Annotated in this window: 11 protein-coding genes; 4 read left to right on the top strand and 7 right to left on the bottom strand. The window is 73.4% G+C overall.

Annotated elements, in window-relative coordinates; all coding sequences use genetic code 11:
* Positions 1-202 precede the first annotated feature (202 nt).
* Positions 203-5,314, top strand: coding sequence for a translocation/assembly module TamB domain-containing protein (locus WMF29_RS24645; protein ID WP_437322590.1), 5,112 nt, complete (start codon positions 203-205; stop codon positions 5,312-5,314).
* Positions 5,315-5,378: 64 nt separating this feature from the next.
* On the opposite strand, the gene WMF29_RS24650 is transcribed toward WMF29_RS24645, so the two are convergent.
* A complete protein-coding gene (locus tag WMF29_RS24650) occupies positions 5,379-5,876 on the bottom strand; it encodes a hypothetical protein (protein ID WP_272093455.1) in 498 nt (165 codons plus the stop codon).
* Positions 5,877-5,973: 97 nt separating this feature from the next.
* Here WMF29_RS24650 and WMF29_RS24655 point away from each other — a divergent pair, with 97 nt between their 5' ends.
* A complete protein-coding gene (locus WMF29_RS24655) occupies positions 5,974-6,732 on the top strand; it encodes a class I SAM-dependent methyltransferase (protein WP_437322591.1) in 759 nt (252 codons plus the stop codon).
* Positions 6,733-6,750: 18 nt separating this feature from the next.
* On the opposite strand, the gene WMF29_RS24660 is transcribed toward WMF29_RS24655, so the two are convergent.
* The 5 genes from WMF29_RS24660 to rpsO form a co-directional block, all read right to left on the bottom strand.
* Entirely contained in the window at positions 6,751-7,812 is a 1,062-nt protein-coding gene (locus tag WMF29_RS24660) for a hypothetical protein (RefSeq protein ID WP_437322592.1), read from the bottom strand.
* A gap of 85 nt (positions 7,813-7,897) precedes the next feature.
* Positions 7,898-9,814 carry a serine/threonine-protein kinase gene (locus WMF29_RS24665; protein ID WP_437322593.1) on the bottom strand — a complete coding sequence of 639 codons (1,917 nt, stop codon included), beginning with the start codon at positions 9,812-9,814 and terminating at the stop codon, positions 7,898-7,900.
* Positions 9,811-11,238 (bottom strand): pyruvate kinase, encoded by a 1,428-nt coding sequence (pyk, locus tag WMF29_RS24670; protein WP_437322594.1) that lies wholly within the window; start codon positions 11,236-11,238, stop codon positions 9,811-9,813. Before pyk ends, WMF29_RS24665 begins: the two co-directional genes overlap by 4 nt.
* A 287-nt stretch (positions 11,239-11,525) precedes the next feature.
* On the bottom strand, positions 11,526-13,799 hold the full coding sequence (gene pnp / locus WMF29_RS24675) for a polyribonucleotide nucleotidyltransferase (protein WP_437322595.1): 2,274 nt from the start codon (positions 13,797-13,799) through the stop codon (positions 11,526-11,528).
* Between the two features lie 557 nt (positions 13,800-14,356).
* Complete coding sequence (rpsO, locus tag WMF29_RS24680) at positions 14,357-14,623, bottom strand: 30S ribosomal protein S15 (RefSeq protein ID WP_012237174.1); 267 nt, start codon at positions 14,621-14,623, stop codon at positions 14,357-14,359.
* A gap of 356 nt (positions 14,624-14,979) precedes the next feature.
* Here rpsO and WMF29_RS24685 point away from each other — a divergent pair, with 356 nt between their 5' ends.
* The gene (locus WMF29_RS24685) at positions 14,980-16,542 is read left to right on the top strand and encodes a serine/threonine-protein kinase (protein WP_437322596.1); all 1,563 of its coding nucleotides are present in this window, start codon (positions 14,980-14,982) and stop codon (positions 16,540-16,542) included.
* A 57-nt stretch (positions 16,543-16,599) separates the two neighbouring features.
* Here the strand turns inward: WMF29_RS24685 and ruvX are convergent, their stop codons facing one another.
* A complete protein-coding gene (ruvX, locus tag WMF29_RS24690) occupies positions 16,600-17,025 on the bottom strand; it encodes a Holliday junction resolvase RuvX (protein ID WP_437322597.1) in 426 nt (141 codons plus the stop codon).
* 138 nt (positions 17,026-17,163) lie between these two features.
* Between ruvX and hisS the strand changes: the two genes are divergently transcribed.
* A complete protein-coding gene (gene hisS / locus WMF29_RS24695; protein ID WP_437322598.1) occupies positions 17,164-18,426 on the top strand; it encodes a histidine--tRNA ligase in 1,263 nt (420 codons plus the stop codon).
* Positions 18,427-18,428: the final 2 nt, after the last annotated feature.

Consider the following 18,428-nt stretch of genomic DNA (forward strand, 5'->3'; position numbering starts at 1 on the left):
CTCCGGCGCGCCTCGGGCGCACACCGTGGCGGCGTGTCGCAGGTCGCGGCGCTCCGGCGAGGGCTTCCCTGCGGCGCGCGTGGAGCCGGCTCGGACGCGCCCCCGCGGGGCTCGACCCGGCGGCGCGGTATTCCTCCGCCGCCCGCCGTCGCGCCGCGCGTCAGCACGGTCGCCACGCCCCGTGCGTACTAAGCTACCCGCCGTGACGCCCGACCCCGCACCCGAGGCGCGGCGCTCCTCGCCGCCGCGCGCGCCGGGACGCGTGCGCCGCGCCGCCTCCGCCGTCGCGGCGGCGCTCGGGCTCACGCTGACGTTCGCGGGCGCCGCGGCCGTCGGCGTCGCGCTCCACCTCGACACGCCCGCCGCGCGCCGCGTGGCCCGCGACGCCACGAACCGGCTCCTCGGCTCCCTGTTCCAGGGGCGGATCGTCGCCGACGAGATCGACGCGCTCAGCCTGAGCGGCGTGCGGATCCGATCCGCGGTCGCGCTCGATCCGCGGGGGAACAAGGTGATCCGCGCGAGCGGCCTCGAGGCGCGGGCCGACGTGCTCCCGATGCTCCGCGGCGCGCTCTTCGGCGCGGGCCCGCTCCGCATCGAGGTCCCGTACATCCGGGTCGAGCAGGCCGACGTGCTGGTCCAGGACAACGGCGCGGGGGGCGTCACCCTCGGCGACACGTTCACGCCGCTGCCGCCGCGAAGCCCGCCCTCGTCCGCGCCCGGGGGGCCTCCGCGCGACGTCGTCGTCGCCCTCTCGCACGTCGAGATCGGGCGCGGGTGGGTCCACGGGCAGGCCGCTCCGCCGCGCGCGCTGGACGCCGACGTCAGCCGGCTCTTCGGGTCGGTGCACGTCGGCCCGGAGGGCGTCGCCGTCGACGTCGATCAGACGGGCCTCGTGGATCGCGCGTTCCTGCCGGCCAGGACCGCGGGCACGGCGAACTACCACCTCCGCGCCGGGGACAAGGTCCGGATGTGGAGCAGCTTCGCCGGTCGGCTCGCCGACGTCGAGGTCACCGCGCGGGCCGTGCTCGACGAGGAGCACCTCGAGGCGCAGGCGAGCGTCCCGCGCGCCACGCCGGAGCAGCTGCGGAGCCTCCTCCCGGATCACCCCCTCACCGAGCCGATCTCCGCGCGCGTGGCCGTGACCGGCCAGCTCCCTCAGCTCGACGTGGTGGCGTCGGCCTCGGCAGATGCTGCCGGCCCGGCGGGCGGCGGCCTCGCCCTCACAGGGCGGCTCGACGTGGCGGGGCCCGTGCGGCTCGACGCGGAGGTGCAAGCGCGCGACGTGGATCTGCGGCTCTTCGGCGTGCGCCTCTCGCCCGATGCGGCGAGCGGCGCGGCGCCGACACAGACGGGCGCGGCGCCCGTCCCGGCCGGCGCGGCGCCGATGCAGAAGGGCACGGCGCCTGTCCCGGCCGCGCCCACCCTGCCCCGCGGCGTACGCGCCCTGACCCACGCCGCGCCCGCCCTCCCCCGCGTTGCGCCCGCCCGCGCTGCCGCGGCGAAGCCCGCGCCGGAGCGCGGCTCCGGGCCGGCAGACGCGGCGCCCTTGCTCACCGCGGACGGCCGGGTGCGCGTCGAGCTCGGGGACCTGCTCCGGCTCTCCGTCGAGGCGCGGACCGAGCCCACCACGCTGCTCGGGCAGCGCGTGCCGGCGGCGGACGTCCACCTCGTCCTCGACCGCGGCGAGCTCGACGCGCGCGTGCACCTCCACGAGCCGGGCGCTCCGATCGACGCCGCCGTCTCGCTCCTGCCGGGCGGCCAGGGCCTCCGCTTCGCGGCGACGGCCGACATCCCGACGATCGCCGCGGCGCCACGCCTCGCCGGGCCCGTCGACGGCGCCGGCCGCGTGCGCGTCGAGGGGAGCCTCCGCGCGGGAGCGCTCGACGCGCGCGTCGAGGGCGCGTTCGCCGGGCTCCGGGCCGGCCCGGACGTCGCGCTCGCCAGCGCGCGCGTCGCGGGGCGGGTCTCCGGGCCGATCGACGCGCTCTCGATCGACGCCTCGCTCTCCGGGAAGGAGGCGCTCGCCGGCGGCCACACGCTCGACGAGGTCACCGCGCAGATCTCCGGCCCGCTCGCCTCGCCCAAGCTCCGCGCGACGATCACCGACGGCGACGACGCCCTGAGCGCCTCCGCTCGGCTGAGCTCCACTCCCCTCGCCCTCCGCGACGTCGAGCTCCAGCTGAAGCGCGACGGCGCCGCGGTCGCGGGGAAGATCACGGCGATCAGCCCCTCGCCCGGCGGGCTCGCCGTCGAGGGGCTCGATCTCTCCTCGGCCGAGCTCGGCTCGCTGAAGGGCCGGCTCGCGGTGCGGGGCGATGACGTGACCGGGCGCCTCCGGGGCGACGGCATCGACGTCGGCCGCGTGGCCCGGATGCTCGGGATCCCGCTCCGCGTGCGCGGGCGCGCGGAGGTCGACGTCGCACTCGATCGGGACCGCGAGAGCGGGCGCTCGGGCCACGTGCGGCTCGGCCTCACGGGGGGCGAGATCGCGTTCCTGTCCGGCATCTCGGCGGAGCTCACGGCGACCTTCGAGCGCGACCAGGTCAAGGCCGACGGGTCCGTGCGCATCGACGCGAAATCGCCGCAACCGAACGGGAACGGCGGGCAGCCGCCGAACGGCGCGTGGAACGGCGCCCTGCCGCGGTGCGCAGGCACCCTCGCGAGCGTGCGCGTGTCCGGCGCCGAGGGCACGCTGGACGGGCCCCTCCTGCGCGCGGAGACCTGGACCACCCTGGTCGGGAAGGCCGAGGTCGCCGCGGACGACTGGGACCTCGGGTGCCTCGCGCAGCTCATGCCGATCGGCCACATCGTGAGCGAGGTGCGCGGCAAGCTCACGACCCGCTTCCGGGTGTCGCGCGCGGCCGGCGAGCCGTTGCCTTCGCTGAACGACGTGTTCGTGCGGACGCACGGCCTCGCGCTCGCGGGGCCGCATCGGCTGGACGCCGAGCGCCCGGCCTGGGAGTCGCGCTTCGTCGACGCGCAGCTCAAGGGCTCGTTCAGCGGCGCGACCGGCAGGGCGGACGCCGCCCTGACCCTGTACGACGGCGGGCTGCTCGCCGACGTCTCCGGCACGATCGAGCTCGATCTCGAGGCGCTCACGGGGCCACTCGCTGACCGGTGGTCGTCGCTCCTGCGCTCGCCCATCGCCGCGCACGCCTCCATCCCGCGGCGCGCGATGGACCAGCTCGCCACGCTGCCCTCGTTCGTGCGCGAGGCGCTCCCGCCGCTCGCCGGCGAGGTGCGGATCGACGCGTACGCCAGCGGCACGATCGAGCGTCCGTTCCTGACGGCGCGCACCCTCTGGTGGGGCTTCACCTATGCGCCGCCGGGCGCCTCGGGCGCGACGGATCTCCTGTTCCCCACCGACCTCGACGCGTGGCTCACCTACGACAGCGAGAGGGCCACGCTGGACGCGCACGTCACGCGCGGCGCGGCCGAGATCGCGACCGTGAGCGCCGAGGTGCTCGCGCCGCTCGAGCGCCTGCTCGGGGGCGTCCCGGCGCGCGCGCGCAAAGGCGCGCCTCCGCCCCCCGCGTGGACCGGCTCCTTCCGAGCGACGCTGCGCGAGGTCCCGCTCGGCGAGATCCCCCTGCTCGCCGACAGCGGCATCGCCGGGCGCGTGAGCGGCGAGATCGAGATGCGCGGCCTCAACATCGCGCCGTCGCTCAAGGCGCGCCTCACGGTGCCGGGCGTCACGCTCGGGAACGACCTCGCCTTCGAGCGCGGCGTGCTCGCGCTGCGGATCGACCCGATGCGCGAGGCCGGGCGCGGGAACCTCCGCGTCACCGAGCTCGCCCTCGAGGGCCGGCGCGGCGGCAAGATCCGCGCGAACGCCTTCGCCAGCGTCCGCTTCCGCGACGGGTTCATCCCGGTCCTCGACGGCGAGCGCACGGACCTCGCCCTCTCCGCGGAGCGCTTCCGGCTCGCGGCGCTCCAGCCGCTGGTCGGCGGGTTGCTGAGCAAGGTCGACGGGACGCTGGACGGCAACCTCCGCATCGAGCTCGGCGGCCCGTCCGACGCCGACGGGAACCTCCGCGCCCAGCTGCAGGTCACGGACGGCGTCGTGCACATCCCGGAGCTCGGGCAGGAGCTGCGCGACGTGGCCGCCCGCGTCACGGCCGAGGGCGGCGTCCTCCGGATCGAGGGCTTCCGCGCGGCGGGCACGACCGGGATGGCGCAGGGCTGGGCCCTGTTCCGGCTCGCCGGGCTCGCGCTGCGCGACGGCGCCGGGGCGCTGACCATCGCCGAGGACCAGGCCCTCCCGCTCACGCTCGAGGGGGTGCCGCTCGGGACCGCCTCCGGGGCGCTGTCGTTCATCGCGGAGAAGAAGCCGGGCGAGCTCGCGCTGTACGTGACGGTCCCGGAGGTCCCCACGCTCCGCGTGTCGCTGCCGGCGACGAGCAGCCGCGACGTCCAGCCGCTCGACGACAACCCCGACATCTCCGTCTCGCACCCGCTCGGGCCGGAGAAGCAGCGGCGCGCGGCGGACGCGCTCCGCTACACCGTGACGTTCGACGTGCGCGACGCGTTCGTCAGCGGCGCGGGGCTACGGCTGCGCCTGCGGGGCGCCGAGGACGCGCCGCCGCGCGTCGTGATCGGCGAGGACACGCGGGTGTCGGGCGGCATCGAGGTCACGCGGGGCGAGCTCGAGATCTACGGCAAGGCGTTCGAGATCGAGGGCGGGCGCGTGCGCCTGCGCGAGGAGGAGGCGTCGAACCCGCACCTGAACGTCACGGCGCACTGGGACGCCCCCGACGGCACGCGCATCCACGTCGACTTCAACGGCAACCTCCGGCCCATCACCGACAGGTCGCTGCGCTTCACCTCGAGCCCGCCGAGCTCGCAGCAGGACATCCTCGCGCGGCTCCTGTTCGGCGCCGATTTCTCGGAGGGCGCGCAGGCCGCGGGCGCCGAGACCCCCGCGGGCCTCGCGGCCGGCGGCGTCGCGGCGTCGGTCGGCAGCGAGATCGCGGCGGCGCAGTTCAACGCGCTGCTGAGCGGCATCGCGCCGCTGCGCGGGCTGACGACGCGGTTCGGGACGACGTCGGAGGGCACGCTGCGGACGAGCGTGGTCTACCGGCTGAGCGACAACCTGACGGCGCAGGCGACCTTCCAGGAAGGCGCGCAGCAGAGCGCCTCGGCGGCATCGAGCGGGCCGACCCCCGGCGGGACGGCGAGCGAGCGCGGAACGCGGACCGAGGTCACCATCGACTGGCGCTTCAACGAGCACTGGACGCTCCGCGGCACGGTGGGCGTCGACGAGCGCCAGACGACCTCGGGCATGCTCGACCTGCTCTGGCAGTATCGATACTGAGCCGAGCGCGGCCGCCTCGGCCCCGCGGGACAGCGATCCCTCTCTGGATCTCCGGCGCGCGGGGCTAGCGCGCGGCCCGCGGGGGCAGCGTGACCTCGCGACCGCCGACGCGCAGCGTGGGCGGCTCGGCCTCGACGAGCAGCGGGGCGAGCTGCGTCTGCGCATGGCGTGAGAAGCGCGCCTCGAGCGCGCCGCTCCGGGCGCGCGCGTACACGACGCCGTCCTCGCCGAGGGAGAGCGTCGCCGGATCGAGCGGCTCCTCCGTGCCGTCGAACAGGAGCAGCGAGACCGCGCCGCCCTCGCCGATCCGGAGCGCGTCGACGAAGAGCGGCGCGTCGTCGGCCTGGAAGTAACACCAGTCGTAGCCGTTCGTGAGGATCGGCCGGCCGTCGTCCGGGTGCCGCCCGATCCAGGACCGGAGCCCGCGCTCGATCGCCGGATGGTCGACCCGGGCGCCGTCGTGCCAGAAACGGCCCTCGCGATCGAGCCGGATCGAGCTCTCGCGGGAGGTCCCTGGGGGCGGCGCGAAGCGGAAGAAATCGGGATGGTCGCCGGGTTTCATGGGGTCACCTCGCAGGAGAGATGCGGCCCGGCGCGGTGAATCGCAAGGAGCGCAAGGAGCACGGGCAGCCCGCTGCGCGGAGTACTATAGCGGGCCCATGGGAGCCCAGACGGCAGAGGTCGGCACGGACGAGCGCCTGCGCGCGACGCGGGCGTACTACGACGAGTTCTCGGCGCGCTACGAAGCCCGGCGCGGAGGGCGCGATCCCGGGGGCTACCACGACCTCGTCGATGCGCTCGAGGTCGACTTCGTGCGCCGCTTCGGCGAGGGCCGCGACGTGCTCGAGGTGGGGTGTGGGACCGGGCTCCTGCTCGCGCGGATCCGCGCGTTCGCGCGCGCCGCGCGCGGGGTCGATCTCTCGCCCGGCATGCTCGAGCGCGCCCGGGAGCGCGGGCTCGACGTCGTGGAGGGGAGCGCGACCGACCTGCCGTTCGCCGACGAGAGCTTCGACGTCGCGTGCTCGTTCAAGGTGCTCGCCCACGTGGAGGACGTCCGCCGCGCGCTGTCGGAGATGGCGCGGGTGGTGCGGCCCGGCGGGCACGTGATCGCCGAGTTCTACAACCCCTACAGCCTGCGCGGGCTCGTGAAGCGGCTCGGCCCGGCGGGCGCCATCAGCGACGCGACCCGGGAGAGCGCCGTGTTCACGCGCTTCGACGCGCCCAGCGCCGCCGCCGCCCTGATGCCGGACGGCGTGCGCGTCGTCGCCTCGCGCGGGGTGCGCATCGTGACGCCGTTCGCGGCCGCGATGCGCGTGCCCGGCCTCGGGCGCCTCCTGCGCGGGGCGGAGTGGGCGCTGTGCGACACGCCGCTCGCGCAGCTCGGCGGGTTCTGGATCGCCGCCGCGCGGAAGGCGTGAGCCGCGCGGCTCCCCCGGTCAGAACCGGCCGGTGAGCCCCGCGAACATGCCGCCAGGGAGCACGGAGATCGTCGGCGCGGCGGTGAAGCTCGGCGGCGGCGGCGGCACGGGGCGCGTCCGGAAGGAGACCCGCTCGGGGACGAACGTGATCTGCGCGTGGGCGATCCCGGCCGCGGCGAGCGTCGCGAACGCCCCGAAGGCCACGCGGTTGACGGCGGCCGCGGTCCCGATACGGCTGTTCAGCGCGTCGATGTCGACGCTCTGCACCGGGCCGCCGCCCTGCCCCGAGGACCTCGGCGAGACGTCGACGTTCTCGTAGCTGGCCAGCGCTATCGCCGAGACGATCGAGGTCCCGCCGGCGACGGCCTGGCTCACCAGGAAGAACCAGCCGAGCCCGTCGTCGCCGTTCTGGAACTGCCCCACGCCGAAGGGCAGCATCGCTGTCCAGCGGGAGTTCTGCGCCACGACCCGCTCGCGCCCCGCGAGGCGATGGAGCTCGGCGACCCAGCGGCGCTCGTCCTCGCGGCTCCGCTCGATCCGCAGCCGCGCCGCGCGCTGCGCCTCGGCCCTCTGCCGCGTCACCTCCTCGATGCGCGCCCGGATGCGCGCCCGGACCGCGGTGAACCGATCGATGACCTCGGGCTGGAACACCGCAGGGTTCGGCGAGTACACCGGGTTGTCGAGGAGGATCTGCTCGATGTACGCGTCGGCCTCGCCCGTGCGCCGAAGCGCCACGAGCGCCGCGGCGGCGAGGCCGCGCGCCCGCTCGATCAGGCCGGGCTCGGAGATCCTGCACGGCTTGCCCTCCGCCTCGATCGGCCCGCGCTCGCAGGGCGCGTTCGCGGGATCGAGCATCGCCGCGAAGCGGCTCACGGCCTCCTCGTAGTGCCCGGCGTCGAAGCGCGTCTTGGCGAGCTCGAACTGCTGCACGTCGTCGGCGCGCGCCGGCGCCGCGAAGCAGAGCGCGAGGGCGGCTGCGGCCGCCGCCGCGAGGCGCCGCGGCGCGCGCAGGGCGCGGCGACCCCCGACCGATGGGGAGCGAGCGCCGGGAGATCTCCTGCCTGGAGTTCGCGCAGCCATGCGGAAGGGGTGCGCCGTGATGTAGCGGAGTTTGGGCGGGGATGCTGAGAATTCCGGAGCGGACGCCCCAATGACGGCGATGCCGTCAGCCGGACGGCCAGGAAACGGTGTTCGGCTCGCCGGCCACCAGCGTCACGTTGCCGACGCGCGCCGCCGCCTCCGGCGTCGCAGGCGTGAAGAGGCAGCTCCCGCTCCAGGACACGTCGTTCAAGGTCACGGCCTGCGGGGTGCCTGCGTAGCCGATCAGGCCGATCTGCGGGCACGCGACCTGCGCGCTCGGCGGCGCGCCGCTCAGCACGACCGTGCTGGGCAGGATCTCCAGCTTGTGGATGATCCGCTGCGGCGCGGAGACGCCGGGCTTCGGCGCCACGACCGAGATGACGCCCGAGTACGGCTTGCAGCACCGCGAGCCGGGCACGCTGATGTGAACGGTGTGTGTGCCGATCTTCAGGGGCGTGATCTTGTTCGCGCCGAACCAGCTGAACTCGACTCCATCGAGCACCAGCTTGGCGCCGCTCGGGACGATCTGGAAGACGACGTCGCGCACCACCGCGACGTCCTCCGTCGGCGCGGTGGAGGGCGGGCTCTGCGGCAGCGGGGGCCGCGCGCGGGGCCGCGGCGCGCTCGCGAGCTCCGTGGCGCTCGGCGCGACCGCGCGCACGTTCGGCGACGGGATGAGGGCGTCGATGGGCGTCGGCGGCGTTGACGGCGTCGGCGGCTCGACCGCCGCGAGCGCGCCCGCGTCCACCGCCGGGTCGCGGAGCGCGCGGGCGATCGTGAACGCGGCGAGGCCGAGCGCCACCGACCCGAGCGCGACGAGCAGCGCGCGCAGCGCGAGCTTCTTCCGGTTGCGGCTCGCGTTCAGCTTCGAGAGCCGCTTGAGGATGGTGAGGTCGTTCGGCGCGAGGGCCAGCGCCCGGTTGTAGTCGGCGGCCGCGCCGGGCACGTCGCCGCGCTTGCGGCCGGCCTCCGCACGCGCCACGAGGCGCGGGACGAGCCGCGCGGCGTGCCGCTCGGCGTAGCCTGCCGGGTCGGCGAAGTAGGCCGCGAGCTCGGCGCGCGGCTCCGCGATGCCGAGCGCCGTGAGCTCGGCCCGGATCTGATCCGCGAGCGCGCGAGGGCTCGCCGCGCGGGCGGCGATGTCGTGCGCGAGGGCGCCCGCGACGATGCGGCTCCAGCGCGCGCCCACGGTGGGTCGCTCGCGCTCGGCCTCCGGGTAGATCCCCTCGAGCACCTTGCGGAGCACCTGCGCCGGGTTCTTGCCCTCGAACGGCAGGTGCCCGACGAGGCACTCGTAGAAGAGCACCCCGAGCGCGAACACGTCGGTGCGCGCGTCGACCTCGCCGCCCTCGATCTGCTCCGGCGCCATGTGCGCCGGAGAGCCGAGCACCTGCCCCGTCGAGGTGACGCCCTGGGCGTCGAGGATCTTGGCGATGCCGAAGTCGGTGAGCTTGATCACCACGCCCGGGCCGTCCCGGCGGCTTTCACCGTCGCGGTCGGAGGGCAGCTCGACGAGCACGTTCTCCGGCTTCACGTCGCGGTGGATGATCCCCGACGCGTGCGCGTGCTCCAGCGCGTCGCAGAGCTCGAGCACCACCGCGGCGCCGATCTCGGCCGGCATCTCGCGGTGAGCGCCCAGGATCTTGCGCAGCGTGGCGCCGCGGAGCAGCTCGACGACGAGGTAGCGCTCGCGGTCCTGCTCGCTGGAGACGTCGTACACCTCGACGATGCCGGGGTGGCGCAGCTTCGCCGCCGCGCGCGCCTCGGCGACGAAGCGGGTGCCGACCTCCGCGTTCTCCCGGAGGTGCTTGTGGATGATCTTGACGGCGACCTCGCGGCGGAGCCGCGGGTCGCGGGCGCGGTAGACCGTGGCCATCCCGCCGTGGCCTAGCTCCTCGATCAGCTCGTATTTCTCGAGCTTCGGGAGGACTTCTGCGCCCGCGTTCCTGGAGAGAGGTTCCTGCTCGCCCGACGAGCCCCTATCGCGGGCGGGCAGGCTCATTCAACGACCTTCACCCGAATCGTGTTGGTCGACCCTGAGACACCGACAGGAGCGCCGAAGATGGTGACGAGCTTGTCGCCCGGCGAGACGAGGCCGTTCGCAAGCAGGTACCCGGTGGCGCGCTCGATCATCTCGTCCGAGTTCCGGAGCGCGTCGACGGGGAACGGCACCACGCCCCAGAGCAGCGCGAGGCGCCGGCGCGTCGTATCGTTCGGCGAGAAGGCGACGATCGGCACGACGGGGCGCGCCTTCGACGCGTACCGCGCGGTGAGGCCGCTCTCGGTGAACGCGACGATCAGCTTCGCGCCGATGTCCTTCGCGATGTCGCAGGCGGCGCGCGCGGTCGCCTCGGGGACGTTGGCGCGCTGCCCGGGCTGCTCGCTCGAGAGGTAACGATAGAACGAGCTCTGCTCGGCCTCTGTCACGATGCGGGCCATCATCCGCACGACGAGCGGCGGGTGCGCGCCGGTCGCGGTCTCCTGCGAGAGCATGACCGCGTCGGTGCCGTCGAAGACGGCCGTCGCCACGTCGCTCGCCTCGGCGCGCGTCGGGCGCGTCGCGGTCACCATCGACTGGAGCATCTCGGTCGCGACGATCACCGGCTTCTGGTGCACGCGGGCGAGGCCGAGGATCTCGCGCTGGATGATCGGCACCCGCTCCGGGTTGAACTCCACGCCGAGATCGCCGCGCGCGACCATCACCCCGTCCGAGGCGAGGATGATCGCCTCGAGGTTGTCGATGGCGCCTGGCGTCTCGATCTTGGAGACGATGGGCGTCGGGCGACCCCAGGCCTCGCAGATGTCGCGGACGTGCCGGACCTCGTCCGCGTTGCGGACGAACGAGAGGGCGACGTAGTCGACCCCCTGCGCAAGGCCGAAGCTGAGGTCGGCCTTGTCCTTCTCGGTCAGCGCGGAGATGCGCACACGCCTGGCGGGCAGGTGGACGCCGACGCGATCGCGCAGACGTCCGCCCTGCGTCACGCCGGCCTGGACGCGGTCGCCTTCGACCTTGGTCACGGTGACGACGACGCGGCCGTCGTCGATCAGGACGACGTCGCCCGGCTGCAGATCGGACGCGAGCCCCTCGTAGAGGATCGGGATCTCGCCGGGCGTCGCGACAGGGCTGTCCCTGTTCGCCTCGGTCAGCCACACGGTAGCCCCGTCAGTCACCTCGAAGGTGTTGCCGGGGAAGCGACCGGCTCGAATTTTCGGGCCGCAGAGGTCTTGCAGGATAGCCACAGGCTTCCCGCAGGCCTCCGCAGCCGCACGGACCGTGGCGATTGCTTTGCCATGATCCTCATGCGAGCCGTGAGAGAAGTTGAGTCGAGCGACATCCATACCGGCGCGGATGAGCTGCTCCAGCGTCGTTTGAGAGTCACACGAAGGGCCAATGGTACAGACGATTTTCGCTCTGCGTACGAGCACGGGCGGAGCATGCCACGAGCAGGGGTCGCGACACTACCCTGATTGTGAACGGGCCACGCGGACTTCACCGGATTCCAACAAAGCAGCTCGGAGATGAGCCGCTGCGCGGCGCGGCGCACGCGCGCGTCAACGCAGCAGCGGAGCGCGCTTGCCCGCATGCGGGCGGCGATCCGCGCGCATGGCCGCGGATCGCTGCGAATCGGAGATCTCTCTGAGGGGGAGTCAGCGGCGGGAGGGCTCGGGTGCGCGCCGCAGCGCGGCATGAGGTCCCGCCTGGGGCCTTGTGACTAGGAGCGGCGCTCTCGGCGCTCGCGCGGCGGTCCGCCGCGATCGCGCTCCATGCCGGGCCGCGATCCGCGATCGCCGCCGCGATCGCCGCCTCGCCCGCCCGGTCCATCGCGCCGCGGCGGCGGGCCGGCGTCGCGCGCCTGCGCCATGCGCTCGCGCGCCCGATCGCCCTCTTCGCCCTCGGGGAGCGGGAGCAACTCGCGCCGGCTCAGCCGGATCTTCCCCTCGCGATCGACGCTCAGCACCTTCACGTCGAGCGAATCTCCCTCCTTGACGACGTCCTCGACGCGCTCGACGCGCGTGTGGGCCATCTCCGAGATGTGCAGCAGGCCGTCGGTGTTCGGGAGGATCTCGACGAAGGCGCCGAAGTCGGTGATGCGCTTGACCGTCCCCTTGTAGGTCGCGCCGACCTCGGGCTCGGCCGTCAGGCCCTTGATGATGTCGAGCGCCCTCTTCACCGCGTCGGAGTCGGCCGACGCGACGTTCACCGTGCCGTCGTCCTCCACGTCGATCGCGACCCCGGTCTGGTCGACGATGCCCTTGATGGTCTTGCCGCCGGGGCCGATGATGAGCCGGATCTGGTCGGGCTTCACGCGCACCGTGGTGATCCGCGGCGCGTACTGGCTGAGCTCGGGCCGCGTGGTCGGCAGCGTCTCGAGCATCTTGCCCAGGATGTGGAGCCGCCCCTCGCGCGCCTGATCCAGCGCCTGCGCCAGGATCTGCCGGCTCAGGCCCGCGATCTTGATGTCCATCTGGATCGCGGTCACGCCGCGCGCCGTGCCGCAGACCTTGAAGTCCATGTCGCCGAGGTGATCCTCGTCGCCGAGGATGTCCGAGAGCACCGCGTAGCGCTGGCCCTCCATGATGAGCCCCATCGCGATGCCCGCGACGGGCGACTTGATCGGCACGCCCGCGTCCATGAGCGAGAGGCACCCGCCGCAGACGGCCGCCATCGACGACGAGCCGTTCGACTCGAGCGTCTCCGACACGATGCGGATCGTGTACGGGAACTGATCCGGCGCCGGGATCATCCGGGAGAGCGCGCGCTCGGCGAGCGCGCCGTGGCCGATCTCGCGCCTGCCGGGGCCGCGGAGCGGCTTCGTCTCGCCGGTCGAGAAGGGGGGGAAGTTGTAGTGGAGGTAGAAGCGCTTCCACGTCTCCCCCATCAGGCCGTCGATCTTCTGCTCGTCGGTCGAGGTGCCGAGCGTCGTCGTGACGATCGCCTGCGTCTCGCCGCGCTGGAACAGGGCGCTGCCGTGCACGCGCGGGAGCAGGCCGACCTCGCACATGATGGGCCGGATGCTCCTGCCGTCGCGGCCGTCGATGCGCTTGCCCTCCTCGATCACATAGGTGCGGACGACGTGCGCCTTGCGCTCCTCGAACTCCGCCTTCACGAGCCCCTGGAGGGGCAGGAGCTTCTCGGCGCCGAGCTCGGCGTTCAGCGTCTCGGTCAGCTTCTTCTTGAGCGAGCTGTAGCCGTCGTAGCGCGCCTTCTTGTCGGTCACCTTCGTCGCGGCCTTCAGGTCCTCGTCGACGATCTGGGCGACGCGCCGCTTGATCTCGTCCGGCAGCGCCGGCGCGACGAACTCGCGCTTCTGCTTGCCCACCGCGGCGCGCATCTTCTCGATCAGATCGATGACCGGCTGCGCGGTCTCGTGCGCGAACATCAGCGCGTCGATGATCTCCGTCTCGGTCGCCTCCGCCGCGCCGCCCTCGACCATCACGATCGCGTCGCGCGAGCAGGCGACGACGAGGTCGATGTCGCAGCGCTCGATGTCGGCGACCGTGGGGTACGCGACGAACTCGCCGTCGAGCCGGCCCACGCGCACGCCGACGACCGGCCCGTGCCACGGGATGTCCGAGATGTGCAGCGCGGCGCTCGCCCCCGTCAGGGCGAGGACGTCCGCCTTGTTCTGCTTGTCGCTGGAGAGGACGGTCGCGATGATCTGCGTGTCCCGCTTGAAGCCCTCCGGGAAGAGGGGGCGGAGCGGGCGATCCATGAGGCGGCTCGAGAGGATCTCCTCCTCGCGCTGGCGCGCCTCGCGTTTGAAGAAGCCGCCGGGGATCTTGCCGGCGGCGTAGGTCTTCTCGACGAACTCACAGGTGAGGGGGAAGAAGTCGAGGCCCGGCCGCTCGTCCTGGGAGACGGCGGTCACGAGCACCATGGTATCGCCGTAGGTGACGAGCACGGCCCCGTGGGCCTGCTTGGCGAGGCGGCCGGTCTCGAGGGTGAGGGCACGGCCGCCCACCATGACGGATTCACGAACGAACATTGGGATTTCAGCTCTCTCTCGCACGATCGCGAGGGCCGCTGCGTGCGGCGCTACGCCGAGCGCGAGGGGCTGCTCTTCTTCCTCGGTTCCTGCGCAGGAGCCGAGCTGCTGCGCACGAAGCGAAGACGAAGACGCGCGAAGCCCGCGCTCGGGAACGGCGAGGCGCGATCGCCCCGCCGGTCCGTGGTCAATGAATGACCTCCTTAGAGCGTCCGCTCCGCTCTCGCCAGCGCAAAACGCAGGCGTTCAGGGGCGCGTGCCGCAAAACCTCCCGAACGGAAGAGGCCGGAACGGCCGCGCGTGCATGGGTGCTGGAGCGGAAAGGCGCGCGCGGAGCCGCAGATGAGCCAGGCCGCGCGCGGGCGAGGCCGCAGGCAGCACCGATCGCACGTGGGCGCGCTGCTGGGGTGAATCGCCGGTGGTGGGATGGAGCAGCAGGTAGGACAGACAGGCCCAGCGCGCAGAGGGCAGGCGAGGTCACCTGCTCTCGCGCAGCGCCGGCGCGCGAGGCGCGCCTCGCCCGGGGGCGGCAGGCCTGATGGCCCGGAAATCCGCTACTACTTGCGGAGATTGAGGCGGTTGATGAGGCTGCGGTAGCGCTCGATGTCGACGCGCTTCAGGTAATCGAGCTGCCGGCGGCGCTGGCTCACCAGCTTCAGCAGGCCGCGGCGGGAGTGGTGGTCCTTCTGGTGCGTGCGGAAGTGCTCCTGCAGCTGGTTGATCCGCTCGCTGAGGAGGGCGATCTGGACCTCCGGCGACCCGGTGTCGCCGTCGTGGATCGCGTACTTCTGGATGATGTCCGTCTTCTGAACAGAGTGCAGCATGGCTGGCTCTCCATGGCCCTGCCGGTGCGCTACCGAGCGTCCGGGCCGGCTCGTCTCCTCCGAAAACGGAAGAACGGAACCGGCGGCTGGCCAAGTGACGCCTGAATGTGAGCCCCGCGCCCGTAGTGGCGGGAGCCCGCGAAGTTCAGGCCAGTGAGCTGAGGAGCGCGCGAGTATACGCAGGTGCCTCGGTCCGTCAACGCGGTCGACGCGGACCGCGCGATTTGTCACCCCCAGAACGGCCGATTGGTTACCCTCGGTCGGCGATGCCCGGCACCATCCGGCCCCCCGACGAAGCCTCCCGACCGCAGTCGGACGCGCGCGGCTCGCAGTCGGACCTTCATATCGCGAACGCGATGACGAGCCTCTCCTCCTCCGCCACCGCGCTCTCGACCACCGCGAGCGACAACTCGACCCCCAAGGTCTGCCCCACCTGCGGGGTCCGGTACCCGGCCGAGTTCAGGGTTTGCCCGCGCGACGCCGCGACGCTCGACGAGTCGGAGGACGACGCGCTCCGCGACGACCTCGTCGGCAAGACGCTCAACGAGACGTACACGGTCGTGCGCGTCGTCGGCGAGGGCGGCATGGGGCGCGTCTACGAGGCGCGCCACACGCGGATCTCCAGCAAGCGGTTCGCCATCAAGATGCTGCACCCGGAGTTCGCGCGGCAGCCCCAGGTGATCTCGCGCTTCCAGCGCGAGGCCGAGGCCGCGGCCGCGGTGCAGAGCCCGTACGTCGTCACCGTCTTCGACGTCCACCGCACCGCGGAGGGCCGGCCGTTCCTCGTGAACGAGTTCCTCGAAGGCAAGGAGCTCGCCGACTACCTCAACGAGGCCGGCAAGATGAAGACCGGCCCCGCCGTGCGCATCGTCCGGCAGATCTGCAAGGCGCTCGCAGCGGCCCACGCGAAGGGCGTGGTGCACCGCGACATGAAGCCGGAGAACGTGTTCCTCACCGGCGACCTCGCGATGCCGACGGCCAAGGTCATCGACTTCGGCATCTCCAAGGTCGACGACGCGCCGGGCGCCGCGCTCACGCAGACCGGCATGATCATGGGCACGCCCTCGTACATGGCGCCGGAGCAGGCCCGCGGCGAGCGCGTCGATCACCGGGCGGACATCTACGCCGTCGGCGCGATCCTCTACTGCGCCCTCACCGGCAGCCGCCCGTTCGACCGCAACGATCCGACCGCGACGCTCACCGCGGTGCTCACCGAGGACCCGCCCCGCCCGCGCTCGCTCGAGCCGAGCATCCCCGAGCCGCTCGAGATGATCATCCAGCGGGCCATGGCGAAGGAGCCCGGCCATCGGTACCAGACGATGGAGGAGCTCGACGCGGAGCTCGCGCTCTACGACACGAGCGAGGCCGAGCCCAAGGAGCTCGACGCCCCCGGCGTGCCCGGGCCGCGCGTGTCGATGCCGTCGGCGCCGCGCGTGGCGCCGACGATGCAGCTCCGCCAGGCGCAGCAGGTGAGCATGGCGAGGCCGCTCATCCTGCTGCTCTTCGCGCTCGGCCTCTTCTGGGTCGCCGGCAGCCTGATCACGCTCGTCACCGCGATCATCCGCCTGTCGCGCGGCGGCCAGGTGACCGACAACCTGACGGGCCTCGAGGCCGTCCTGCTCGCGTCCGGGATCGGCTTCGCGCTGATCACCCCCGCGCTGATCAGCGCGAGCCACGTGCGCAAGACCGTCTGGAACAACAGCATGAAGGCGGTCGATCTGGCCGACAACCTGCGCCGGCCGATCGTGGTCGGCCTGTGCGCCTACGGCTTCGCGTCGCTGCTCGTGCGGGTGGTGGAGGCCGTCGTCCTCCGGCGCGCGGCCGGCGTCGCTTGGCCCATGTGGGACGTCGTGCTGTTCGCGGTCGGCGCGGTCGGCGCCGCCGGCGCGTACCTCTTGCTCCGCAGCGAGAGCCGGTAGCCCCGGCGATCCCTGGCCGCGCGCCTCCCGGTCGAGGCCAGAGCGGGGCGCAGCGGTCTAGCCCCGGCGGTCCAGCCACGCCTGGAGCAGCAGCGCCGCCGCCGCGCCGTCGACGCGCTCCTTGCTCTTCCGCCCCGAGACGCCCCCGTCCCGCAGCCGCCGGGCCGCCTCGACCGTCGTCAGCCGCTCGTCGACGAGCTCCACCTCGACGCCGGCCGCGTCGGCCAGCGCCTGCGCGAAGGCCACCGCCCGCCGCGCGGCGGGCCCCTCGTCCCCGTTCATCTCGAGCGGCAGCCCCACGAGGAACCGGGTGATGCCTTCGTCCCGGGCGAGCGCCGCAAGGGCCTCCAGGAGCGCCTTCCGGTTCCGCCCGTCGAGCAGCGGCCGCGGGTGCGCGTAGAGCCCGAGCTCGTCGGTCACGGCCACGCCGACGCGGGCCTTGCCAAGATCGATCGCCGCAGCGCGTGCCTTCGCCTTCGCCATGCCTCTGGAAAGACCCCATAGCCTTCGGGCGACGCGCCGGCGAGACCCGAGCGTCACCCGGAAGCATCCGACCGGCTTGACCCGCTCGCCAGCACCGACCATAAGCGCCGCGCGATGGAACTGCGCGCGGTACGGGGGATGAACGACATCCTCCCCGAAGAGGTGGAGCGCTGGCACAAGCTCGAGGGGGCCTTCCGCCTCCACGCGGAGCTCCACGGCTATGCCGAGGTGCGCACGCCGCTGCTCGAGCCGACGGAGCTCTTCCGGCACCAGATGGGGGAGACGACGGACGTGGTCGAGAAGGAGATGTACTCCTTCGAACGCCACGGCGATCACCTCACCGTCCGCCCCGAGGGCACCGCGGGCGCCGCGCGCGCCTACGTCGAGCACGCGGTCCACGCGAAGGAGCCGGTCACCCGCTGGTACTACCTCGGCCCGATGTTCCGCGGCGAGCGGCCGGCGAAGGGGCGCTACCGCCAGTTCTACCAGGCCGGCTGCGAGCTCTTCGGCGATCCCGGGCCGCTCTGCGACGCCGAGACGATCGACCTCGTCGCCGGCTTCCTGCAGCGCATCGGCATCGGCGAGTTCGTCGTCCACGTGAACTCGCTCGGCGGCGCGGGCACGCGCGACCGCTACCGCGAGGCGCTGCTCGCCCACTACACGCCGCGCAAGGACGAGCTCAGCGAGGACTCGCAGCGCCGCCTCGCGAAGAACCCCCTGCGCATCCTCGACTCGAAGGACCAGCGCGATCACGAGGTGTCGCGCGACGCGCCGTCGATCCTCGACCTGCTCGACGACGCGGACCGGGCGCACTGGGACGGCGTGCGCCGCTGCCTCGACGTGCTCGGCGTGAACTACGTCGTCGATCGGTCGCTCGTGCGGGGGCTCGACTACTACACGCGCACGCTCTTCGAGGTGAAGGCGACCGCGGGCGATCTCGGCGCCCAGAGCACGCTCGCGGGCGGCGGCCGCTACGACGCCATGGTCGCGGGGCTCGGCGGGCCGAGCGTGCCCGCGATCGGCTTCGCGATGGGGATGGAGCGGCTGCTCACGATGATGCCCGGCGCCTCGCCCCGCCGGAGGCCCGGCTGCTTCCTCGCCCCGCTCGGCCAGAGCGGCGCGGATCAGGCGCTCGTGCTGGCGAAGCAGCTGCGCGCGCTCGGCGTCCCGGTCGAGCTCGACGGGCGCGGCGGGCGGCTCAAGGCGATGCTCCGGCGCGCGGACTCCCTCGGCGCGCGGCTCTGCGTGATCCTGGGCGACGCGGAGATCGAGCGCGGCGTGCTTCAGATCAAGGATCTCGTGGCGCACGTGCAGGAGGAGATCCCGCTGGAGGGTGCGGCGCGCGTGCTCGCGGATCGGGCCCTCGAGGCGTCGCCCGGCGGCCAGCGGGGAGCGCGTTGACC

It is taken from the genome of Sorangium sp. So ce381 (assembly GCF_051473845.1).
In the GTDB taxonomy this organism is placed as follows: Bacteria; Myxococcota_A; Polyangia; order Polyangiales; family Polyangiaceae; genus Sorangium; species Sorangium atrum.